This is a genomic window from Amycolatopsis sp. NPDC051106 (assembly GCF_040682775.1).
Lineage (GTDB): Bacteria > Actinomycetota > Actinomycetes > Mycobacteriales > Pseudonocardiaceae > Amycolatopsis.
In genome coordinates this window covers 1-21016 of record NZ_JBFBBQ010000129.1, presented here as the reverse complement: position 1 = coordinate 21016, position 21016 = coordinate 1, and the positions used below count along the sequence as shown (strand labels likewise).

21 protein-coding genes are annotated in these 21016 nt (G+C 71.1%); 11 read left to right on the top strand and 10 right to left on the bottom strand.

Going from position 1 to position 21016, the window contains the following annotated elements; all coding sequences use genetic code 11:
• Positions 1-44: 44 nt before the first annotated feature.
• From AB0M83_RS45060 to AB0M83_RS45050, 3 genes are read right to left on the bottom strand one after another with little or no spacing between them, the layout of a single operon-like run.
• Positions 45-245, bottom strand: a complete 201-nt coding sequence (locus AB0M83_RS45060; RefSeq protein WP_364527741.1) for a hypothetical protein — start codon at positions 243-245, stop codon at positions 45-47.
• Between the two features lie 7 nt (positions 246-252).
• Positions 253-1362, bottom strand: coding sequence for an acyl-CoA desaturase (locus AB0M83_RS45055; protein WP_364527738.1), 1110 nt, complete (start codon positions 1360-1362; stop codon positions 253-255).
• 10 nt (positions 1363-1372) lie between these two features.
• The gene (locus AB0M83_RS45050) at positions 1373-2440 is read right to left on the bottom strand and encodes an FAD-binding oxidoreductase (RefSeq protein ID WP_364527735.1); all 1068 of its coding nucleotides are present in this window, start codon (positions 2438-2440) and stop codon (positions 1373-1375) included.
• A gap of 91 nt (positions 2441-2531) precedes the next feature.
• On the opposite strand from AB0M83_RS45050, the gene AB0M83_RS45045 reads away from it, so the two are divergent.
• The 5 genes from AB0M83_RS45045 (at position 2532) to AB0M83_RS45025 (ending at position 6845) form a co-directional block, all read left to right on the top strand.
• Positions 2532-3185 (top strand): TetR family transcriptional regulator, encoded by a 654-nt coding sequence (locus AB0M83_RS45045; RefSeq protein ID WP_364527733.1) that lies wholly within the window; start codon positions 2532-2534, stop codon positions 3183-3185.
• 123 nt (positions 3186-3308) lie between these two features.
• Positions 3309-4421 carry a Re/Si-specific NAD(P)(+) transhydrogenase subunit alpha gene (locus AB0M83_RS45040; protein WP_364527730.1) on the top strand — a complete coding sequence of 371 codons (1113 nt, stop codon included), beginning with the start codon at positions 3309-3311 and terminating at the stop codon, positions 4419-4421.
• Positions 4422-4426: 5 nt separating this feature from the next.
• A complete protein-coding gene (locus tag AB0M83_RS45035) occupies positions 4427-4732 on the top strand; it encodes an NAD(P) transhydrogenase subunit alpha (RefSeq protein ID WP_364527747.1) in 306 nt (101 codons plus the stop codon).
• On the top strand, positions 4729-6117 hold the full coding sequence (locus tag AB0M83_RS45030) for an NAD(P)(+) transhydrogenase (Re/Si-specific) subunit beta (protein WP_364527727.1): 1389 nt from the start codon (positions 4729-4731) through the stop codon (positions 6115-6117). Before AB0M83_RS45035 ends, AB0M83_RS45030 begins: the two co-directional genes overlap by 4 nt.
• Positions 6114-6845: a lipoate--protein ligase family protein gene (locus AB0M83_RS45025; RefSeq protein WP_364527724.1), complete on the top strand. Its 732-nt coding sequence runs from the start codon at positions 6114-6116 to the stop codon at positions 6843-6845. The genes AB0M83_RS45030 and AB0M83_RS45025 overlap by 4 nt, the downstream gene beginning before the upstream one ends.
• Positions 6846-6918: 73 nt before the next feature.
• Here AB0M83_RS45025 and AB0M83_RS45020 read toward each other — a convergent pair whose 3' ends face one another.
• Positions 6919-7422, bottom strand: coding sequence for a histone-like nucleoid-structuring protein Lsr2 (locus AB0M83_RS45020; RefSeq protein ID WP_364527721.1), 504 nt, complete (start codon positions 7420-7422; stop codon positions 6919-6921).
• A 137-nt stretch (positions 7423-7559) separates the two neighbouring features.
• Here AB0M83_RS45020 and AB0M83_RS45015 point away from each other — a divergent pair, with 137 nt between their 5' ends.
• Complete coding sequence (locus AB0M83_RS45015) at positions 7560-8963, top strand: NAD(P)/FAD-dependent oxidoreductase (protein WP_364527718.1); 1404 nt, start codon at positions 7560-7562, stop codon at positions 8961-8963.
• Between the two features lies 1 nt (position 8964).
• On the opposite strand, the gene AB0M83_RS45010 is transcribed toward AB0M83_RS45015, so the two are convergent.
• Positions 8965-11256 (bottom strand): hypothetical protein, encoded by a 2292-nt coding sequence (locus tag AB0M83_RS45010; protein ID WP_364527715.1) that lies wholly within the window; start codon positions 11254-11256, stop codon positions 8965-8967.
• Between the two features lie 273 nt (positions 11257-11529).
• Between AB0M83_RS45010 and AB0M83_RS45005 the strand changes: the two genes are divergently transcribed.
• Both AB0M83_RS45005 and AB0M83_RS45000 read left to right on the top strand, forming a co-directional pair.
• Positions 11530-12033, top strand: coding sequence for a DUF3145 domain-containing protein (locus AB0M83_RS45005; RefSeq protein ID WP_284746535.1), 504 nt, complete (start codon positions 11530-11532; stop codon positions 12031-12033).
• Positions 12034-12064: 31 nt separating this feature from the next.
• A complete protein-coding gene (locus AB0M83_RS45000; RefSeq protein ID WP_364527712.1) occupies positions 12065-12661 on the top strand; it encodes a hypothetical protein in 597 nt (198 codons plus the stop codon).
• Positions 12662-12709: 48 nt separating this feature from the next.
• On the opposite strand, the gene AB0M83_RS44995 is transcribed toward AB0M83_RS45000, so the two are convergent.
• The 5 genes from AB0M83_RS44995 to AB0M83_RS44975 form a co-directional block, all read right to left on the bottom strand.
• Positions 12710-13960 (bottom strand): beta-ketoacyl-[acyl-carrier-protein] synthase family protein, encoded by a 1251-nt coding sequence (locus AB0M83_RS44995; protein WP_364527709.1) that lies wholly within the window; start codon positions 13958-13960, stop codon positions 12710-12712.
• Positions 13961-13987: 27 nt separating this feature from the next.
• Positions 13988-14233, bottom strand: coding sequence for an acyl carrier protein (locus AB0M83_RS44990; protein WP_004559006.1), 246 nt, complete (start codon positions 14231-14233; stop codon positions 13988-13990).
• Between the two features lie 74 nt (positions 14234-14307).
• Complete coding sequence (locus tag AB0M83_RS44985; protein ID WP_364527706.1) at positions 14308-15291, bottom strand: beta-ketoacyl-ACP synthase III; 984 nt, start codon at positions 15289-15291, stop codon at positions 14308-14310.
• The gene (locus AB0M83_RS44980) at positions 15288-16211 is read right to left on the bottom strand and encodes an ACP S-malonyltransferase (protein WP_364527703.1); all 924 of its coding nucleotides are present in this window, start codon (positions 16209-16211) and stop codon (positions 15288-15290) included. Before AB0M83_RS44980 ends, AB0M83_RS44985 begins: the two co-directional genes overlap by 4 nt.
• 196 nt (positions 16212-16407) lie before the next feature.
• Positions 16408-17622, bottom strand: coding sequence for a helix-turn-helix domain-containing protein (locus AB0M83_RS44975; RefSeq protein WP_364527700.1), 1215 nt, complete (start codon positions 17620-17622; stop codon positions 16408-16410).
• A gap of 126 nt (positions 17623-17748) precedes the next feature.
• On the opposite strand from AB0M83_RS44975, the gene AB0M83_RS44970 reads away from it, so the two are divergent.
• From AB0M83_RS44970 to AB0M83_RS44960, 3 genes are all read left to right on the top strand, one after another.
• Entirely contained in the window at positions 17749-18657 is a 909-nt protein-coding gene (locus AB0M83_RS44970) for an ATP-binding cassette domain-containing protein (RefSeq protein ID WP_364527697.1), read from the top strand.
• Between the two features lie 23 nt (positions 18658-18680).
• Positions 18681-19874, top strand: a complete 1194-nt coding sequence (locus AB0M83_RS44965; protein WP_364527744.1) for an ABC transporter permease — start codon at positions 18681-18683, stop codon at positions 19872-19874.
• A 325-nt stretch (positions 19875-20199) separates the two neighbouring features.
• A complete protein-coding gene (locus AB0M83_RS44960) occupies positions 20200-20973 on the top strand; it encodes a hypothetical protein (protein WP_364527694.1) in 774 nt (257 codons plus the stop codon).
• Positions 20974-21016 lie beyond the last annotated feature (43 nt).

Here is a 21016-nt window from a genome sequence, read left to right as displayed (position 1 = left end):
CGGTGCGTGTGACGCACCGAAGGCCACCTTGGGGCGCTGGGGGCTCAAACGCTGTCCGGGTCGTCCTCCCGGGCCTTCTGCGCGGCTTCGCGCATCTCGATCACGTCCGTCAGCCAGTCGCCCGTCTCGCGGGCGATGTCGCGGACCGCGCCCGTGATGATCGAGGCGATGTTGCCGACGTGTGTCGCGGCCGATTCGGTGATCACCTGCAGGGTGTCCTTCTCGCGTTCGAACTGGCCCACCATGTCACCCTCACGCTGCTCGGAGCTGCCGGTCGGGTTCCACGGTAACCGGCGACGGCGAAGTGCGCGGGAGAGCCAGCTTCACGATCTTCTTCGCCACCGACCAGAGCTGCCGGTGCAGCGGGCCCGTGTGGTACGGCAGCCCGTACTTCTCGCAGATCGCGCGCACCTCGCCGGCGATCTCCGGGTAGCGGCGCGCCGGGATGTCCGGGAACAGGTGGTGCTCGATCTGGTGCGACAGGTTGCCGCTCATGATGTGGAACAGCGGGCTGCCGGAGATGTTCGCCGAACCGAGGATCTGGCGCAGGTACCACTGGCCGCGCGACTCCGTGGCCGTCTCGTCCTCGGTGAAGCTCTCGACGTCGGCGGGGAAGTGGCCGCAGAAGATGATCGCGAACGCCCACAGGTTGCGGGTCAGGTTCGCGGTCGCGTTGCCGAGGAACGTCAGCGGCGCCAGCGGGCCGGTCAGCAGCGGGAACAGGACGTAGTCCTTGCCGACCTGCCGCCCTGCCTTCCGGACGATCTTCCGGAGCACCGGCAGGTTCTCGGCCCAGGTGCGCTCGCCCTTCACGACCTTCTCGACCTCGAGGTCGTGCAGCATCACACCCCACTGGAAGAACAGCGCCAGCAGCGTCGCGTACACCGGGTTGCCCAGGTAGTACGGGTGCCACTTCTGGGCGTCGTCCATCCGCAGGATGCCGTAGCCGATGTCGCGGTCCTTGTCGAGGATGTTCGTGTACGTGTGGTGGATGTAGTTGTGCGAGTGCCGCCAGTTCTCGGCCGGCGCCACGGTGTCCCACTCGAACCGCTGCGAGCTCAGCGCCGGGTCGCGCGTCCAGTCGTACTGGCCGTGCATGACGTTGTGGCCGATCTCCATGTTGTCGAGGATCTTGGCCACCGACAGCGCGCCGACGCCGGCGAGCCACGCGGGCGGGAAGAACCCGGCGAACAGCAGTGCCCGCCCCGCGACCTCCAGGCCGCGCTGCGTTTTGATGATGTTGTGGATGTAGTCGACGTCTTCCTGGCCCAGGCTGTCGACGGTCCGCTGCCGCAGCGCGTCGAGCTCGCGGCCGAACTCTTCGACCTGTTCCGGGGTCAGGCGGTCCTGCAGACCGGTCATGGCAGTCTCCCTACGCGTCGATCTCGACGTCCCCGACCGGGACGGAGATGCAGAGCTGGATTTCTTCGTCTTCTTCGCCGGAGACCTCGCCCGTCTTGGCGTTGCGGACGCGCCCGGCGGTCTTGAGCTGGGTGCAGGAGAAGCAGATGCCCATCCGGCAGCCGTGCTCCGGGGACAGGCCCGCTTCTTCGGCCTGCTCCAGCAACGGCTTCCCCGAGTTGGCGCACTCCCGCCCGCTGCGCTTGAACCGGACCTGGCCTTCGGCGTTCGCCGTGTCGAAGGTCAGCGCCGGCGGCGTGAACTCTTCGGTGTGCACGCGTTCACCCAAATGATCACGTACGGCGTCCATCAGCGGCTTCGGGCCGCAGACGAACGCCTCCGCCTCGCGGTGCCACGGCGCGACGCGCTCGAGGTGCTCCGGCGAGAAGAACCCGCGCAGATCGCCGCCCTGGGTGTGGGTGTAGGCGTGCACGACCTTCAGCCCGGGGTGCCGGGCGGCGAGCTCGGCCAGCTCGGTGCGGTAGAGCGCGTCGGCGGGACCGTTCGAGTAGTGCAGGAACACGATCTCGCCGGTGTGGCCTTCGTCGACGAGCGTCCGGGCCATCGCGAGCACTGGCGTGACCCCGCTGCCGCCGCTGATCAGCAGCACGCGCTCCGGCCGGGTGGCCGGCAGCGTGAACGTGCCGTCCGGAGTGGACAGACCGACCACCGAGCCGGCGCCGAGCGCGCGGTTCAGGTGCCCGGAGACCAGGCCCTGCTCCTTGACGGTGAATTCGAGTTCGCCGTCGTACTGCGAACCGCACGGCGAATAGCAGCGCGTGCGCCGGACGCCGTCGATCTCCACCTGCAGGCGGACGTACTGCCCGGCGGTGAAGCCGGGCCACGCGCGGCTGGGCTTGACGGTGAGGGTGACGCTGTCCGGCGTCTGCTTGCGCACCGCCGTGACCAGGCCGCGGATCTCGCGGCGCACCAGCATCGGGTCGACGAGCTCCAAGTAGCGGTCCATCCCGTGCGGCGTCAGCAGAGCTTCGGCCAGCGAAGCGAGGCTGCGCACCCGCCGGGGGATGAGCGCCGTCATCGGGCCTCCTCGGTTACAGTGAACGACTGTACACTGAACAGTGCACTGCAGAAGTGGAGCACCTGTCAACGCGAGACCCCGAGGATGTGACGTGAGCAACGCGGTGGACATCCGTACGCTGGACCCCGTGTCGGAAGAGCCGGTGAGCCGTCAGGAGCGGAAACAGCGCACGCGCCAAGCGCTGCTGGACACCGCTCTGGACCTGCTGGCCGACCGTCCGTTCGCGACGCTCTCCCTGCGCGAGGTGGCGAAGGGAGCCGGGCTGGTGCCGACGGCGTTCTACCGGCACTTCGCCTCGATGGAGGAACTCGGTGTCGCGCTCGTCGAAGAAGCGACGCGCACGCTGCGCGGGATGATGCGGTCGGCGCGCACCGATCCCGACACCTACCAGGGGATGATCAGCGCCTCGGTGGCCACGGTTCACCAATTCGTCCGGGCGAACGAGGACCATTTCCGGTTCCTGACGCGCGAGCGCTACGGCGGCGGCCCGCTCGCCCGCGCGATCGCCGTCGAACTGCGGATGTTCTCCGGCGACCTCGCGATCGACCTCGCCCGGTTCGCCCCGCTGCGCGCGTGGAGCACCGAAGACCTGCACATGCTGGCCGACTTGATCGTTTCCGTGATGATCACGACGACGGTCGAGCTGCTGGAAGCCAAGCCCGGTGAAGACGCGAAAATCACCGGAACGGCGGAAAAACGGCTTCGCTTGATCCTGCTCGGCATCCCGCGGTGGAAAACGAGCTGAACGTTTCTCGTGTGACCTTCGTATCTTCTGGCACAACCCCGGGACTTGCGACCCACGTCACTGGGGACTGTCGGTCCGGCGTGGTACAACCCTCGGATCGTGCCTCGCCGATGAGGAGGTCGTGTGGCCGACAGCGAACAGCATCAGCAGCTCACCGTGGGTGTGGTGACCGAGTCACGCCCCGGGGAGCGCCGGGTGGCCATGGTGCCCAAACTGGTCGGGAGGCTCGCGCAACGGGGGTTGCGAGTCCTGGTCGAACCGGGTGCCGGGTCCCGCGCGCACCTGAGTGACGACGCGTACACCCAGGCGGGCGCCGAGCTCGGCGACGCGTGGGGCGCGGACATCGTCGTGAAGGTCAACCCGCCCGCGCCGGAAGAGGTCGCGAAGCTGGCCCGGGGCACCGTCCTCGTCGGCTTCCTCGATCCGCGCGGCAACCCGGAAGGGCTCGCGAAGCTCGAAGAAGCAGGCTTGCGGGCGTTCGCGATGGAGGCGGTTCCGCGGATCTCCCGGGCGCAGGCGATGGACGCGCTGTCGTCGCAGGCCAGCATCGGCGGCTACCGCGCGGTGCTGCTCGCGGCGCAGAAGCTGCCCCGCTTCTTCCCGATGCTCACCACCGCGGCCGGTACCGTGCCGCCGGCGAAGGTGCTGGTGCTCGGCGCCGGCGTCGCCGGGCTGCAGGCACTGGCCACGGCGAAGCGGCTCGGCGCGCAGACCACCGGCTACGACGTCCGGCCCGAGGTCGGCGAGCAGGTCAAGTCGCTCGGCGCGCAGTTCCTGGACCTCGGCATCGAGGCGGTCGGCGAAGGCGGGTACGCCCGCGAGCTGACGGCGGAGGAGCGCGAGGAGCAGCAGCGGCGGCTCACCGAGGCGATCACGAAGTTCGACGTCGTGATCACCACGGCGCTGGTGCCGGGCCGCAAGGCGCCGACGCTGGTCACCGCGGACGCCGTCAAGGGCATGCCGGCCGGTTCGGTCGTCGTCGACCTCGCCGGCGAGACCGGCGGCAACTGCGAGCTGACCAAGCCGGGCGAGGACGTCGTGGAGCACGACGTCACCATCTCCTCCCCGCTGAACCTGCCCGCCGAGATGCCTTCGCACGCCAGCGAGCTGTACGCGCGCAACGTCACCGAGCTGCTCGAGCTGCTCGTGACGAAGGAAGGCGCGCTGGAGCTGAACTTCGAAGACGAAATCGTCGCCGGGGCCTGCGTGGCCGGGCGCGAAGGGAGTACTTCGTGAGCCCATTGGTGCAGAACCTGGCGGTGCTGGTGCTCGCCGGGTTCGTCGGCTTCGCCGTCATCTCGAAGGTGCCCAACACGCTGCACACGCCGCTGATGTCCGGCACCAACGCCATCCACGGCATCGTGCTGCTGGGCGGCCTGGTCGTGCTCGGCCTCGGCGTCGACGGCGTCTTCAACAAGATCTTGCTGGTGATCGCGATCGCCTTCGGCACGATCAACGTCGTCGGCGGCTTCCTGGTCACCGACCGGATGCTGTCGATGTTCAAGGGCAAGAAGCCCGCTCCCGCCGATGAGGAGGAGCAGAAGTGACCGACTTCGTCGCGATCCTCTACATCATCGCGTTCGCCCTCTTCATCTACGGCCTGATGGGCTTGACCGGCCCGCGCACCGCGGTCCGCGGCAACTGGATCGCCGCGGCCGGCATGGGCATCGCGGTGATCGCGACCCTGCTCACCCCGGGCATGGGCAACTGGCTGCTGATCGTCCTCGGCGTCGCGATCGGCGCGGTGGTCGGCGTGCCGTCCGCGCGCAAGGTCAAGATGACCGCGATGCCGCAGATGGTGGCGCTGTTCAACGGCGTCGGCGGCGGCGCGGTCGCGCTCATCGCGTGGGTCGAGTTCAACTCCACCGACGGCTACGCGCACGAACCCGCCTACATCGCCATCGCGTCGCTGTTCGCCGCGATCATCGGGTCGATCTCCTTCTGGGGCTCGAACGTCGCGTTCGGCAAGCTGCAGGAGCTGATCAGCGGCCGCCCCATCACGATGGGCAAGCTGCAGCAGCCGGTCAACGCGCTGCTCCTGCTGATCGCGCTCGCGTGCGCGGTGGTCATCGTCGCCGGCGGCGACTCCTGGCTGCTGATCGTCGGGCTGCTGGTGGCGGCCGGCATCCTCGGCCTCACCGTGGTGCTGCCGATCGGCGGCGCGGACATGCCGGTGGTGATTTCGCTGCTCAACGCGTTCACCGGGCTGTCGGCCGCGGCGATGGGTCTCGCGCTGGACAACACGGCGCTGATCGTGGCCGGCATGATCGTCGGCGCGTCCGGCTCGATCCTGACCAACCTGATGGCCAAGGCGATGAACCGGTCCATCCCGGCGATCGTCGCGGGCGGCTTCGGCGGCGGTCCGGCGGTCTCGTCCGGTGGAGGTGCGAAGGAAGAGCGCCCGGTGCGCTCGACCAGCGCGGCCGACACCGCGATCCAGATGGCGTACGCCAGCAAGGTCGTCGTGGTGCCCGGGTACGGCATGGCCGTGGCGCAGGCGCAGCACACCGTCCGCGAGATGGCGAAGCTGCTGGAGAAGAAGGGCATCACGGTCGCCTACGCGATCCACCCGGTGGCCGGCCGGATGCCCGGGCACATGAACGTGCTGCTCGCCGAGGCCGACGTGCCGTACGAGCAGCTCAAGGAGATGGACGAGATCAACTCCGAGTTCGCCCAGACCGACGTCGCGCTGGTGATCGGCGCGAACGACGTCACGAACCCGGCCGCGCAGACCGACCCGAGCTCGCCGATCTACGGGATGCCGATCCTCAAGGTCAACGAAAGCCGGTCCGTGATCGTCTTGAAACGCGGGATGGCCTCCGGCTTCGCCGGGATCGACAACGACCTGTTCTACGATCCGAAGACCAGCATGCTCTTCGGGGACGCCAAGTCGTCGGTGGGTGAAATCGTGGAGGAACTCAAAGCGCTATGACGACCGGGTCGGACGTCCGTGCCGCGTTCACGGATCCGGCCGAAAACCTGGCGTTCGACGAAGCGCTCCTCCGGGTCGCGCCCGGGTCACCGGTGCTGTGGCTCTGGCGCAACCCGGTGTGCGTCGTGGTGGGGCGTGGCCAGCGGATCGCCCGCGAGGTGCGGGTCGAGGAGTGCGAACGCGACGGCGTCCCGGTGCTCCGGCGGGCCAGCGGCGGCGGCACCGTGTTCCACGACCCGGGCAACCTGAACGTGACGCTGGTCCTGCCCGGCCCCACCGACCGGCCCCTGGAGACGCTCGGCAAGGTGATGAGCGCCGCCGTCGACCAGCTCGGGCTGGTCCCGCGGATCGGCGACCGCGGCCTGTTCGTCGAAGACGCGAAGCTCTGCGGGTTCGCCGTGTTCCGCACCAAGGGCGGGCTGCTGGCCCACTCGACGCTGCTGGTCGAGACGTCGGCCGCGCTGGTCGGCCGTTACCTGACCAGCGCGCCGGCGGACCCGCGTCCGCTCGACTCCCACCGCAGCCCGGTGGCGTCGCTGGCCGAGCACGGGCTGCGTCCCGGGTTCCCCTCGGTCGAGGCGGCGGTGCGGGCGGCGGCGTCGCAGATCCTCGGGACGCTGGTGCCGCGCCCACCGTCGGCGGCCGAGCTGGCGCGGCAGCGGGCGCTGCTGCGCACGCGGTACCGCTACCCGTCCTGGCACGCGGACGGCTCGCAGCGCGCGGCCTGAAGCCGTGAAGGCCTCCTTCCCGGCTGTCAGGGCCGGTAAGGAGGCCTTCACGGACCTTCTGTCTACTTTGGAGCTACTTCTCGGCCGCCGAGAACGTGACGCCCGGCACCTTCCGCGCCGTCGCCCGGGTGGTCTTCTTCGGCTCCGCCGTCTTGCGGGTGCGGGTGGTCTTCGCCGGCTCGGCCTTCGCCGCCGTCTTCGCGCGGGTCGTGGTCGTCTTGGGCTCGGCCTTCGCCTTCGCCGTGGTCTTCGGCGCCGCCTTGGCGGTGGTCTTCGCGGGCTCGGCCTTGACGGTCGCCGCGCGACGGCCGGCGACCGGCTTCGCCGCCTTCGTCGTCTTCGGGGCCGCCTTCGCCCGGGGCCGCTTCGCGCCCGGGACGAGCCGCGGCCGGCGCTTGCGGCCGCCGGTGCGGCGCCCCGCGTCGGCGTAGCGCTGCAGCAGCTCACGCAGGGCGTCGGCGTTGGCGAAGGAGAGGTCGATGTCGTAGTCGATACCGTCCAGCCCGAACCCGACGGTCTCGGCGGCGGGCTCGCCGGTGAGATCATCCAGGACCCGCACAGCCGTGTTCTTGGCCACGACAAACCTCCCGTGCTCGAACGTGGTATTCGCGCGCACCGGGGCCGACGGCACCCGGGCCGCCGATGTCTTGCAGCTTCGGAGACGAGGATAGCCGCTGGCTTGCGTGATCTCGCGCGGTGGTGTGCGCTGAACCCATGTCTGGACAGACTTTTGACGTAGTGGTGATCGGTGCGGGTCCGGTGGGGGAGGTGGCCGCCGAACGAGCGGCCCGCGGTGGCCTGAAGGTCGCCCTCGTCGAGCACGAGCGCTTCGGCGGCGAGTGCTCCTACTGGGCGTGCATCCCCAGCAAGGCGCTGCTGCGGCCGGGAAACCTCCTCGCCGCGGCGAAGCGGATCCCCGGCGTGCCGGTCGGCGACCGGCTCGACCCCGCGGCGGTGTTCGCGCGGCGTGACTGGTTCACCGGCAAGGGCGACGACTCGGGGCAGGTCGAGTGGGCCCGCGGCGTCGGCATCGAGCCGATCCGCGGGCACGGCGTGCTCACCGGTGAGCGGGAAGTCACCCTCGACGACGGCCGCGTGCTGACCGCGCGGCACGCGGTGATCGTGTGCACCGGCAGCGTGCCGAGCACGCCGTCGATTCCCGGCCTCGACACGATCCGGCCGTGGGGTTCGCGGGAGGCGACGTCGGCGGAGTCCGTGCCGCGCCGCTTCGGCGTCCTGGGCGGCGGGGTGGTCGGCGTCGAGATGGCGCAGGCGTTCGCGACGCTGGGCTCGGAGGTGCACCTGGTGATCACCGGCGAGCGGCCGCTGCCGCGCAACGCCGCGTTCGCCGGCGACCTCGTGCTGCACGGGCTGCGCGAGGCCGGCGTGTCCGTGCACACGGAGTCGGGGGTCGAGCGGGTCGCCGCGGGCGACTCGGGCACCGAGCTGACGCTGAAGGACGGCGAGGTGGTCGTCGTCGACGAGTTCCTGGTGGCGACCGGGCGCCGGCCCGCGACCGCCGGGCTCGGCCTCGAGGCCTTCGGGGTGGAGCCCGGGCGCGCGCTGGAGGTCGACGACACCGGCCGGGCGTCCGCAGTGGACGGTGGCTGGCTGTACGCGGCCGGCGACGTCACCGGGCGCGCCCCGCTGACCCACCAGGGCAAGTACGGCGCCCGCGCGGCGGGGGACACGGTCGCGGCGCTGGCCGCGGGTTCTCCGGTGACGGCGGAGTCTTCGGAGCCGTGGAGCAAGTTCACCGCGACCGCCGACCACAGCGCGGTGCCGCAGGTGGTGTTCACCGACCCGGAGGTCGCGGCCGTCGGCCTGGCGGACGCGCGGCCGGGTTCGGCCGACCGCGTCGTCGACATCGACATCGCGGTGGCGGGCTCGTCACTGCACGCGGACGGCTACACCGGCAAGGCCCGGATGGTCGTCGACACCGAGCGGAACGTCCTGCTCGGCGTGACGTTCGTCGGCCAGGACGTCTCGGAGCTGCTGCACTCGGCGACGATCGCGATCGTCGGGGAGGTCCCGCTCGACCGGCTGTGGCACGCGGTGCCGTCGTTCCCGACGATCAGCGAGGTGTGGCTGCGGCTGCTGGAGGCCTACGGGCTCTGAGTCACTGGGCGGGCAGGTCCAGGGCGGCTTTCGCGGCCCTGGCCAGGCCGGGATCGTCCGGAGTGGACGGTCCCGGCGCCCAGACCGCCTGCACGACCCGCACGGACGTGCCTTCGACCCGGGAGGTGTAGGCGGCGTTCTCGAACCGCGGCGGCGGGGTGGCGCCCCACTTGCCGGTCTCGGAGGCGAGGTCGAGGATCCCGCCCCCGCCGGGGGTGTCGGTGATGGTCTTGAACGCGGCGGCCAGCCCGGCATCGGGGAACTCGACGATCCCGACGGTGACGGCGGCTGCGCGGCCGTCGACGGTGGCGGCGTAGGACGCCCGCCGGACGCCGGAGCAGCTGGTCTGCTGCAGGCTGGCCTGGGCATCCCCGAAGGCGTGGGAGGCACACCGCTGATCCCGATCGGCGGCGCGCAGGGCGAACTGGAGGCTCTGCGCGGCAGCCGTGGAGGTCCGCGGCGGCGGCTGGGTGGCGGGGGTGGGCGGCCCGGTGGGCGCGGCGGCGGTGTCGTCCCCGGAGGTGGCAACGGCAAGGGCGGCGACAACCAGCGCGACCAGCAACCCGATGGCGGCGAGGGGCAGCCAGCGGACGGTCTTCGACGTCGAGGCGGCTTCGCGGGGGGCCGGTCGCGGGGTGGGGAAGGGGCGCGGTTCGGGTGGCAGGGTGATCTGGCCGAGGGTGACGGCCTGGGGAGCGCTTCGCTCGGGCTGCGGTGACTGCCGGGTTGGTCCGGGCGCAGTGCTTTGCCCAGGCTCGGCCGTTTGTCCGGGTGCGGCGGGGGAAGTGAGGTTCTCGGTCCGTTCGGTGTCGTCCGCGGGAGAGAAGTCCTCATCCGGCCGGTCGGCACCCGGGAACCGCGGGGGCGCGGTGGCGCCGGGGAAGAGCGGGAGGTCCTCCCGCGCGGGAGCGGGGAGTACTTCGGTGCGCTCGGAATCCGAGGCAAGAGCCGCTGCTTCGCCGCCGGAGTGTGGTGAGGAGTCGGCGAGTTCCACTTCGGGCTCGGGCTCAGGCCCCGAGTCCTCGGGGGAGACTGATGCGGGCTCGGCGGATTTCGGATCGTGGGCGGGGACGGCCGCGGATTCCGGACTCTCGGGTTCCAGGCCTTCGGCGGTGGCAGCCGCGGGTTCGGCGGGTTCCGAGTTTTCGGCGGGGCCGGCCGTGGGCTCGGCGGGCTCCGGATCTTCGGCGGGCGCGGCGGTGGCTTCGGCGGGCGGCGGGTCTTCGGTCAGGGCGGCCGTGGGTCCGGCGGGCGCAGGGTCTTCGGCGGGCTCGAGATCCTCGGCGGATTCCGGACCTTCGCTGAAACCGGCCGCGGATTCCGAATCTCCGGCAGCGGCGGACGCCGGCTCGCCCGGCTCCGACTCTGCGGCGGGCACGGGCTCAGGCCCCGCCGAAACCGGAGCCCTGCTCTGCCACCCGGCCCCGGCAGTCGAGCCCGTCGCAGCAGCCGCGCCGGCTCCACCCATCGCGGGCGAACCGGCCGCAGCAGCCGCGCCGCCTCCACCCGCTGCGGCCGCACCAGCCGCAGCAGCCGCGCCCGCCGAGCCCGTCGCAGCAGCCGCACCGGCTCCGCCGAGCGCTGCCGCACCAGCCGCCGCAGTAGCCGCGCCGGCCGCAACCGCTGTTCCCGCCTGGCCGGGCACCGCCGGCCCATTGTCCCAAAGGGACTCCGGTGGTGCGTCGTCGGTGAACCGGCTGAATCCCTCGCCGATGAGCACCTCGTCCGAAAACTCCGGTGCCTCCGGGGCCAGCCCGCGGATCAGGGCCCGCACCTGGTCCACCGATCGCGGCCGGTGGGCCGTCGCCAGGGAGACCGTGGCCGCCAGCATCGTCGTCGGGGTCGGGTGCAGGACCCGGACCGGGCCCGCCAGGTCACTCGCCGGCTGGTCGACCGTCTCCACGTACGGTCCTACCGCGACGATCGTCCCCACCGGGCCCGTCCCGGGCACCAGGGAAGCGATCCGCCGCTCGCACGCCTGGGAGACGTCCAGTGCCTCCGTGGCCGGGTTGATCGCGTCGTCGTCGGCGATCAGGGGCCACCCGTCCGCCTTCCAGCCGGCTCCCAGCGGGGCTTCCAGGCGCAGCGCCGGGTCCGGGAGGTCCACGCCGATCACGATGATCACGCCGTGGGGCAGCAGGACCACCGCCTCGATCGGGCGCTCGGTCACGGTTCCCACGCCGACCAGCGCGATCCCGCCGATGACGGTGCTGCCGCGGCCGAGGGACGCCAGCGCCGCCCGGATGTCGTCGGCCACCCGGGACTGCTGCCGCTCCAGGCGCACCAGTCGCACCGAAAACCCCTCCCTGCTCGTCGTTCCGGGTCATCACGCTAGCGCGCGTGGTGGTATCCATCGTGCGACACGGGGACGACGCGGCCGCGAGCCCACCGAAAGTGGGGCCCTGGGTGACTTGTGGTGTTCGTGTGGCCAAACAGCACGGTTGGGGTGCAGAATGTGCTACAACGCATCGGAGGCGGTATTCGGGAGCCGCACTGAGGCCGCGCTGCAGCTCGAAGTAGGGCGTAGGGGAAGACGTCCCTCGTCGAGCAACAAGCGGAGGTAGCAGTGAGCACCCGTGGCAGCACCCGAGGTGTGGTGTACGTCCACTCGTCGCCGTCTGCGGTGTGTCCGCACGTCGAGTGGGCCATTTCGGGCACCCTGGGTGCCCGCGTTGACCTGAAGTGGACGGCGCAGCCGGCCAGTCCGGGTCAGCTTCGCGCCGAGTGCGGCTGGCGCGCGCCCGCGGGCAGCGGCGCCAGACTGGCGTCAGCCCTCAAGGCGTGGCCGATGATTCGGTTCGAAGTCACCGAAGAGCCCAGCGCGGGCGTCGACGGCGAACGGTTCTGCTTCGCGCCCGGCCTCGGCCTGTGGCACGGACGGACCAGCGCCAACGGCGACATTGTGGTGGGCGAAGACCAGCTGCGCGCCCTCGTCGCCATGACCCGCGGTGGTGAGTCCCTCGCGCACAAGCTCGACGAACTCCTCGCCGCGAGCTGGGACGAGGCGCTCGAGCCCTACCGTCACGCCGGCGACGGAGCACCGGTGACCTGGCTGCACCAGGTCGGCTAGCCGCGGGACGGGGGCCGGTACGCTCTCCGGCGTGACCGCCCCCGCCCCCAGCTCCCGCCAGCGCTGGCTGGTGCCCGTCGTGGTCGTGGTGCTCTCCGTGACCGTGGGTGCCGGCCTGCTCGCGCGCGAGATCTACCACCGGCCCGACCAGCCCGCGGACGAGACCACCGTCTCGACCTCCGCGCCGGCGTCGGCCAGCAGCGGAGCGCCGGCCGCGGCGGGCGTCGTGCAGATGACCGACGACGCGAAGGCGCACCCGCAGGCCGGCGCCGTGCGCGAGCTCCTCGAGACCTACTTCTCGGCCATCAACACCAAGAACTACCAGCGGTGGCTGACGACCGTGAGCGGCGATCGGGCCGTGCAGCAGCCGTTCGGCACGTGGAAGGCCGGCGTCCAGTCCACAACGGACTCCGACGCGCTGGTCTACCGCATCGAGCGCGGCGCCAACACGTCGCTGCGGGTCCTGGTCGGCTTCACCAGCAGGCAGAACCTCGAAGACGCTCCGAAAGACCTTCGGGAGAAGTGCATCAAGTGGCGGCTCGTCCTGCCGGTGATCGTCGAGAAGTCCGCCTTGAAGATCGACACCGTGGACCCCGGAGGACCTTCGCCCGAGCACGAAAAATGCTGAAAAAGGGGCCCGGCCGAAGCCGGGCCCCTTTTTTCACAGCTGCGGAACTCAGGCCGCCGGGGTGAACAGCAGCGCGGTGTTGTGCCCGCCGAAGCCGAACGAGTTGCTGATCGCCGCGGTCAGCTCGACCTTGCGGGCCTCGCCCGCCACGACGTCCAGCTGCACCCGCGGGTCCAGGTCGGTCAGGTTCATCGTGGCCGGCACGATGCCGTGGTAGAGCGACAGGATCGTGATGATCCCCTCGACCGCCCCGGCCCCGCCGACGAGGTGGCCCAGCGCGCCCTTCGGCGCCGTCACGACCGGGTGTTCCCCGATCGCGTTGCGGATCGCCGCCGCTTCGCCGATGTCACCGACCACAGTGGACGTCGCGTGGGCGTTCACGTGCCCGACGTCCGCGGCGGTCACGCCGGCCATCTTCATCGCCGCGCGCATCGCGGCGATCTGGCCGATGCCCTCGGGGTGGTTGCCCGTGATGTGGTAGGCGTCCGAGGTGATGCCGTGCCCGGCGATCGTCGCGTAGATGCGGGCCCCGCGGGCCTTCGCCTGGTCCGCGCGCTCCAGGATGACCACGCCGGCGCCCTCGCCGAGGACGAAGCCGTCGCGGCTCGCGTCGAACGGCCGTGACGCGCTGCCGGGGTCGTCGTTGCGCGTGGACACCGTGCGGGCCTGGGCGAACCCGGCCAGCGTGATCGGGTGGATGCACGCTTCGGCACCCCCGGCGACCACGACGTCGGCGCGGCCGGAGCGGATCATCTCCACCCCGTTCGCGATGCCCTCGGCGCCGGAAGCGCAGGCCGAGGCCGGGGAGTGCACCCCGGCCCGCGCCTTCAGGTCGATGCCCACGTGCGCGGCCGGGCCGTTCGGCATCAGCATCGGCACGGTCAGCGGCGACACCTTGCGGAGACCCTGCTGGTGCAACAGGTCGTTCTGGGTGAGCAGGGTGACCGGGCCGCCGACGCCGGTGCCGATCGACACGCCGAGGCGGTCGGGGTCGACGTCCGTGTGCTCGTCGGTCGGTTCCGCGTACCCGGCGTCGGCCCACGCCTGGCGGGCGGCGATCAACGCGACCTGTTCGCAGCGGTCCAGCCGGCGGGCCTGCACCCGCGGGAGGACCTCCGAGGGATCGACGGCCAGCATGCCGCCGATCTTGACGGGCAGCTGCAGCTCCTCGACCCAGTCGGCCTCGATCGCCCGGATCCCGCTCCGCCCGGCCAGCAGACCGTCCCAGGTGGACGTCACGTCCCCGCCGAGCGGTGTGGTGGCGCCGAGACCGGTGATCACGACGTCGATGTTGCTCATGGGAGTCTCCTCAAGGAGGGAACAGACTTACTTGGAGTTGGCCGACACGTAGTTCACGGCGTCGCCCACGGTCTTGAGGTTGGCGAGCTCGTCGTCCGGGATCTTGACGCCGAACTTGTCCTCGGCCTGCACGGCGATCTCGACCATCGACAGCGAGTCGATGTCCAGGTCGTCCACGAACGACTTCTCGGCGGTGACGTCGTCCTGAGCCACGCCAGCCACCTCTTCGACGATCTCGGCGAGGCCGGCGAGGATCTCAGCGTTGTCAGCCATGGGGTAGTTCCCTTCTCGGTGTTTCTTGGGGTCTGGTGTCCTCGGGCGAGTGCCCGCGGGGAGCGTAACGGTGGTCAGGGGCAGACGAACGCCTGCCCGGCGTAGGACAGGCCCGCGCCGAACCCGACCGCCAGCACCACGTCACCGGACTTCGCCGTCCCGGCCTTGCGCATGTGGTCCAGCGCGAGGGGGATGGACGCCGACGAGGTGTTGCCGGAGTACTTGATGTCGTCGGCGACGACCATGTCGTCACGGGCGCCGTTGGCCCGCAGCTTCTTCGCGATCGCCTCGACGATGCGCAGGTTCGCCTGGTGCGGGATCAGCACGTCCACATCGGACGGCTTGAGCCCGGCGACCTCCAGCGCGCGCATGGCGATCGGCGCGATCTGGGTCGTCGCCCACCGGAAGACCGACTGGCCCTCCTGGTAGATGAACTTGTCCTCGGTCATGCCGATCAGGTCGACGAGGTCGCCCGCGCTGCCCCAGGACACCGGGCCGATCTGCGGCTCGTCGGACGCGCCGACGACCGCGGCGCCCGCGCCGTCGGCGAAGATGATGGCGTTCGCGCGGTCGGTCGGGTTGACGGAGTCGGTGAGCTTCTCCGCGCCGATGACGAGGACCTTCTTCGCCGAGCCGGCCCGGATCAGGTCGGAAGCGACGCCGAGGCCGTAGCAGAATCCCGCGCACGCGGCGTTGAGGTCGAACGCGCCGGGGCTGGGGATGCCGATCCGCGCGGCCACCTGGGCGGCGGCGTTCGGGATCAGCGTCGGCATGGTGCAGTTCGGCAGGATCACCGTGTCCACTTCGGACGGGTCGACGCCCGCGTCGGCCAGCGCGGCGGTGCCCGCGGCGACGGCGAAGTCGGTGAGCGACTCGTCCTTCTCCGCGAACCGGCGCTCGATGATCCCGACGCGGTCGCGGATCCACTGGTCGTTGGTGTCCATGATCTGCGACAGGTCGTCGTTGGTGACGATCTTGTCCGGCTGCGCGCTGCCGATGCCCAGCACGCGGCTGCCGCGGGAGCCGGGGTTGAGGCTCAGGGCGGGTCGGTCGGTCACGAGGCGTCCTCCTGGCGCAGCGCCGCCAGTTCGGCCGGCGTCTTCAGCGCGGTGGTAGTGGTGACGACGCCCTTGAGCTGCCGCTTGACCAGGCCGGTCAGCGTGCCCGCGGGCGCGAGTTCGACGGTGCGGGTGACGCCGAGGGAGACCAGGCCGTCCATCGTCAGGTCCCAGCGGACGGACCGGGTGACCTGCGCGACGAGGCGGTCCAGGTACTCGGCCCCGCTGGTGACGACCGCGCCGTCCGCGTTGGACAGCAGCGGGCGGACCGGGTCGGCCGGGGTCAGCTCGGCGGCGTGGGCGCGCAGCGCCTCTTCGGCGGGTGCCATGTACTGCGTGTGGAACGCGCCGGCGACCTTGAGGGCGCGGATCTTCGTGCCTTCCAGGGGCTCGGCGACGATCTTCGCGATGGCGTCGGCGGCACCGGAGGCGACGATCTGCCCCGCTCCGTTGCGGTTCGCCGCGGTCAGGCCCTGTCCTTCCAGCCACGCGACGACCTGCTCGGGGTCCCCGAGCATGACCGCGGCCATCGACGTCGGTTCCAGCGCGCACGCCTTCGCCATCTCGGCACCCCGGACGGCGGCGAGCGCGACGGCGTCTTCGGGCTTCAGCACCCCGGCGATCGCGGCGGCCGCGAGCTCGCCGACGGAGTGCCCGGCGACGGGCGCGTCCGCGGGGACCGGCGCGGTGGCCTGGAGGTGTTCGAAGGTGAGCAGCGACAGCGCGACGATCAGCGGCTGCGCGACGGCGGTGTCCTGGATCTCGTCGGCGTCCGCCTCGGTGCCGAGGCGGAGCAGGTCGAGGCCCGCGCGCTCGGACCACCGGGCGACGCGCTCGCGGGCGCCGTCGAGGTCGAGCCAGGGCGTGAACATACCGGGGGCCTGGGACCCCTGACCGGGAGCGAGGACTGCTGCTGTCACCCTTCCACCCAACACGTTCACGGCGCTCCGGCGTGATGCCGACGCTCACAGTGTCTGCGCGGCGTCTTTGTCGGAACCCTCCAAAGACGCGCCGGAGAACCTCGCGCGTAACCCGGAAGCCTTGTCGGGTTCAATCACCTTTCGCTGTTAAGTCCATCACGTGACGCCGGTCTCCGGAGAGGCTTCGGGCGGCCGTTCACCAGAGGCCGCGGGCCCTCGCCAGCCGGCCCACCGCCAACGCGATCCGCAGCACCAGGGCGTCCCGCGGGTCCATCGGCTGGTACCCCGTCAGGTCCGCCGCCTTGCGCAGCCGGTAGCGGACCGTGTTCGGGTGGACGAACAACGTCTTCGCGCAGGTCTCCAGCACCCCGCCGCTTTCGAGGTACGCCTCCACCGTGCGCTGCAGCGTCGGACCCGCCTCCTCCAGCGGCCGCGCGATCGTGTCCACCAGCAGGCGCTCCGCCTCCGCGTCGCCCGAGAGCGCGCGCTCCGGCAGCAGGTCCGCCGAGCGGACCGGACGGGGCGCCCCCGGCCAGCCGACCACCGCCCGCAGCCCCGACAACGCCTCCGTCGCGCTGTGGTGCGCCTCCGCCAGCGTCGGCACCGTCGGACCGGCCACCACCGGGCCGTCGGCGAACGCCACCGACATCCGGGCGAGGATTTCGCGCTCCTTCACGCCGCCCTCGGTCGGGCCGCCGACCACGACCACCAGACGGGAGCCCTGGACCGACAGCAGCACCGGGCGGCCGACGCGGGCCGCGCGGCTGCGGACCTCGAACACCACCGTCGGCGGGTCCTCCGACGGCGGGTTGCCGACCAGGACCGTCGCGGCCGCCGACGGCTCCCAGCCCAGCGCCGTCGCGCGCGAAAGCACCGATTCCTCCGCGTCCCCACGGACGATCCCGTCGACGACCAGCGCCTCCAGGCGGGCGTCCCAGGCGCCGCGGGCCTCCGCCGCCGCCGCGTACGAGTTCGCCGCCGCGAACGCGATTTCCCGGCCGTAGCGCAGGATTCCTTCGATCAGCGCCGCCCGCTCGGCCTCGTTCGCGGCGAACTCCGGCAGCTGCTCTTCGAACACCTCGATGGCCAGGCGCACCATGCCGACCGCCTGCCGCAGGCTGACCCACCGCGACAGCTCGGCCGGCGCGTCGCGGAACGCCTCGGTCGTCAGCTTGAGGGCTTCCTTCGAGTCCCGCAGCCAGTCGACGAAGCCCGCGGCGCCGGCCTGCGTGATCAGCAGGACGCTCGCGCGCTGGTCGGCGGGCAGCCGGGTGAACCAGAGCAGCCGCCGCTCCATCACCGCGATGCTCGCGCTCGCCAGGCTGCCGGACGCGTGTTCCAGCCGCCGAAGCGTCTTCGCGGAGAGCCCGTGGTGCTTCGGCACCCGGCGCGGGGAGGTGGTTCCATCCATGGCGCCCGCGATCCTACGTGCCCGCAACTTTCGCAGCCCTCGGCGGCAACGTGTGGCGCTATGCGTGCGTGTACGGACTGCCTAGGATCGCGGGCGGGGGAAACCAGTGATGAACGGGGGAATGGAATGACCGGTTTAGAGATCGACAAGGTCTCCAAACGCTACGGCGACGTCGTCGCTTTGCGCGAAATGACATTCGAAGTCCGGCCCGGCGAGCTTTTCGGGTTCGTCGGCAGCAACGGCGCCGGCAAGACCACGACGATGCGGATCGCGCTCGGCGTGCTTTCCGCCGACGGCGGCGAAGTCCGCTACGACGGCGAGCCGGTGACGCACGAAACGCGGCGCCACATCGGGTACATGCCGGAGGAACGCGGCCTCTACCCGAAGATGAAGGTGGCCGAGCAGCTCACCTACCTCGCGCGGCTGCACGGCATGTCCACGGCCGCCGCGCGGTCGTCGGCGGACAAGTGGACCGAACGGCTCGGTGTCGCCGCCCGCCGCGACGACGAGGTGCAGAAGCTCAGCCTCGGCAACCAGCAGCGCGTCCAGCTGGCCGCGGCACTGGTGCACGAGCCGCGGATCCTGGTGCTCGACGAGCCGTTCTCCGGCCTCGACCCGGTCGCGGTCGACGTGATGAGCCAGGTGCTCAAGGAAAAGGCGGCCGAGGGGGTGCCGGTCGTGTTCTCCAGCCACCAGCTCGATCTGGTGGAGCGGCTCTGCGACCGGGTCGGGATCGTCCGCAGTGGACAGATGGTCGAGGTCGGCACGGTCGGCGAGCTGCGGTCCGGCGGGGCCGTCCGGCTGCGGGTCGACGTGCCCGAGGCCGGCGACGGCTGGGCCGGCGGGCTGGCCGGCGTGACGGTGCTGGGCCGGAAGGGCACGGTGACCGAGCTCGAGCTCGGCGAGGGCGCCGACGACCAGGCCGTGCTCAAGGCGGCGCTGGCCACCGGGCCGGTCCGCGAGTTCGCCCGCGAGCAGCCTTCGCTGGCCGACCTGTTCCGTTCCGTCGTGACGACCGAGGAGGTCCCCGCGTGAGTACCCCCGTTCAGGACGTCCGGATGAGCCCGGCGTCGGCGGTGGGCCTGGTCGCCTCCCGCGAGATCACCACCCGGGTGATGTCCAAGGCCTACCGCGTCACCACCGTCGTCATGTTGCTGCTCATCGTGGTCGGCATCGTGGTGATCAAGCTGATCTCGGGCGGCGCCGACGCCGACTCGACCGTCGGCTACACCCCGGCCACCGCCGGCTTCTCCGCGCCGCTGCAGGCCGGTGGCAAGGCGGTCGACGAGACGATCGACGTCACCCAGGTCGCCGACGAAGCCGCCGGGCGCGCGAAGCTGGCCGACGGCTCGATCGACGCGCTGCTCACCGGCGACGGCAAGACCGTGCACGTCCAGGTGAAGAAGGACCTCGACGGGAAGCTCGCGAACGTCCTGCAGCTGCTGTCCCGCCAGGTCGCGCTCGACCAGCAGATCACCGCGCTGGGCGGCGACCCGGCCCGGTTCCAGGCCGCCGTGGCGGCGGCGACGTTCGTCGAGGACCCGCCGCTGGAGGAGCCGTACGACTACAACGGCCAGCAGCTGGTGCTCGGCATCGTCGCCGGCATCCTGATCTACCTCTCCCTGATGATCAACGGCCAGAGCGTCGCGCAGGGCGTCGTCGAGGAGAAGACGTCGCGGGTCGTCGAGCTGCTGCTCTCGACGATCAAGCCGTGGCAGCTGATGGCCGGGAAGGTGCTCGGCATCGGGGTGGTCGGGCTGATCCAGATGGTCGTGATCGGGGCCGGCGGGGTCATCGCGGGGCTGGCGACGGGCGTGCTCACCATTTCGGTTTCGGCCGCCGTGGGGACGGTCGTCTGGCTGATCGTGTGGTACCTGCTCGGGTTCTTCATGTACTCGATCGTGTTCGCCGCGCTCGGGGCACTGGTTTCCCGGCAGGAGGACGTCGGCGGTGCCGTGATGCCGGCGCTGATGTTCGTGATCGCCGGATACGTGGTGGGGATTTCCGTGCTGCCGTCGGATCCGGGCAACACCTTCGCCGAAGTGCTTTCCGTGATTCCGGTGTTCGCGCCGACGCTGATGCCGATGCGGCTGGCGATGGGCGGGGTGCCGGTGTGGGAAGCGGTGTTGTCGGTGGGGCTCGTGGTGCTGATGATTCCGGTGCTGATCTGGTTCGCCGCGCGGATCTACCGCAACGCCGTCATGCGCAGTGGCGCGAAGGTGAAACTGCGGGACGCCCTGCGCGCCGCCTGACGTTTCTCCGCTGTTCATCCGGCCCTCGGGAGCTTCGGCTGCCGGGGGCCGGCTCCACATGTCGGGGCAATGCATGTCCCCGGAAATGCTCGAGGCCGCCCGGCGCTCGCGGTTTACGCTGCGCCGGACGGCCTCGTCTCCCCGGTCCCCACCGGTAGAACCAGTATGGCCACGGGTGATCTTTCCGCGCCAGTCGTCTCACTCGATCGTGGGGCGCACGAGTTGCCGCCGCTGGGTACCTGATCAACGATCCGGTGCACAAAGCGGCACCACCCCGAATCGGCGGGTGGGCGATTCGGGCGCAAAACCCTTGGAGGGAGTCGGTATGGGCCAGCAACTGAAGGACGGGCTCGGGCAGGCGTGGAACCTGGTGGCCACGTTCGTCCCGAAACTCGTCGGATTCCTGATCATCCTGCTGATCGGCTGGCTGATCGCGAAGGCCGTCGCGAAAGGGCTGAGTCTCGTCCTCGGAAAGGCCGGATTCGGCAAGCTGATCGAGAAGACCGGGCTTTCCGGCACCATCGGCCAGCAGAAGATCGACGCGACCGGAATCCTCGTGAAACTGGTCTACTACTTCATCCTGCTGATCGCGCTGCAGCTGGCGTTCGGCGTGTTCGGGCCGACCAACCCGGTGAGCCAGCTGCTCAACGACATCATCGCGTTCCTGCCGCGGATCGTGGTGGCGCTGGTGCTGGTCGTGGTCGCCGCGGCCATCGCGAAGGTCGTGCGTGACGTCGTCTCGTCGGCGATGTCGGGCCGCCCGGCGGGCCGTTACCTGGCCACCGGCGCCTACTGGCTGATCATGGCGTTCGGCATCATCGCCGCGCTCGGCCAGGTGAACATCGCGACCGCCATCACCGGTCCGGTGCTGATCGCGGTGCTGGCGACGATCGGCGGCGTCATCGTCGTCGGCTTCGGCGGCGGCCTGATCAAGCCGGCGCAGGACCGGTGGCGCGGCTGGATCGCGAACATGGAGCACCAGCTGGAGACGCCGAAGCAGCGCACGGGCGAGATGGGCACGAGCGCCCCGCCGCGCGCGACGGTCGGCGCGGACAACACCCCGACGCCGCCGGCGGGCATGCCGCGTTCCCACGGCTGAGCAAGCGCGGTTCGCCGGACGTCGTGAACGGGTCGTTCACGAC

What these genes read in the sequence shown, in the direction of transcription:
- AB0M83_RS44960 (WP_364527694.1), top strand. Translation starts at nt 20,200, where the DNA reads ATGGGCCAGCAACTGAAGGACGGGCTCGGGCAGGCGTGGAACCTGGTG.
- AB0M83_RS45055 (WP_364527738.1), bottom strand. Translation starts at nt 1,362, where the DNA reads ATGACCGGTCTGCAGGACCGCCTGACCCCGGAACAGGTCGAAGAGTTC.
- AB0M83_RS44995 (WP_364527709.1), bottom strand. Translation starts at nt 13,960, where the DNA reads ATGAGCAACATCGACGTCGTGATCACCGGTCTCGGCGCCACCACACCG.
- AB0M83_RS44965 (WP_364527744.1), top strand. Translation starts at nt 18,681, where the DNA reads ATGAGCCCGGCGTCGGCGGTGGGCCTGGTCGCCTCCCGCGAGATCACC.
- AB0M83_RS45050 (WP_364527735.1), bottom strand. Translation starts at nt 2,440, where the DNA reads ATGACGGCGCTCATCCCCCGGCGGGTGCGCAGCCTCGCTTCGCTGGCC.
- AB0M83_RS45015 (WP_364527718.1), top strand. Translation starts at nt 7,560, where the DNA reads ATGTCTGGACAGACTTTTGACGTAGTGGTGATCGGTGCGGGTCCGGTG.
- AB0M83_RS44970 (WP_364527697.1), top strand. Translation starts at nt 17,749, where the DNA reads ATGACCGGTTTAGAGATCGACAAGGTCTCCAAACGCTACGGCGACGTC.
- AB0M83_RS44990 (WP_004559006.1), bottom strand. Translation starts at nt 14,233, where the DNA reads ATGGCTGACAACGCTGAGATCCTCGCCGGCCTCGCCGAGATCGTCGAA.
- AB0M83_RS45025 (WP_364527724.1), top strand. Translation starts at nt 6,114, where the DNA reads ATGACGACCGGGTCGGACGTCCGTGCCGCGTTCACGGATCCGGCCGAA.
- AB0M83_RS45060 (WP_364527741.1), bottom strand. Translation starts at nt 245, where the DNA reads ATGGTGGGCCAGTTCGAACGCGAGAAGGACACCCTGCAGGTGATCACC.
- AB0M83_RS44975 (WP_364527700.1), bottom strand. Translation starts at nt 17,622, where the DNA reads ATGGATGGAACCACCTCCCCGCGCCGGGTGCCGAAGCACCACGGGCTC.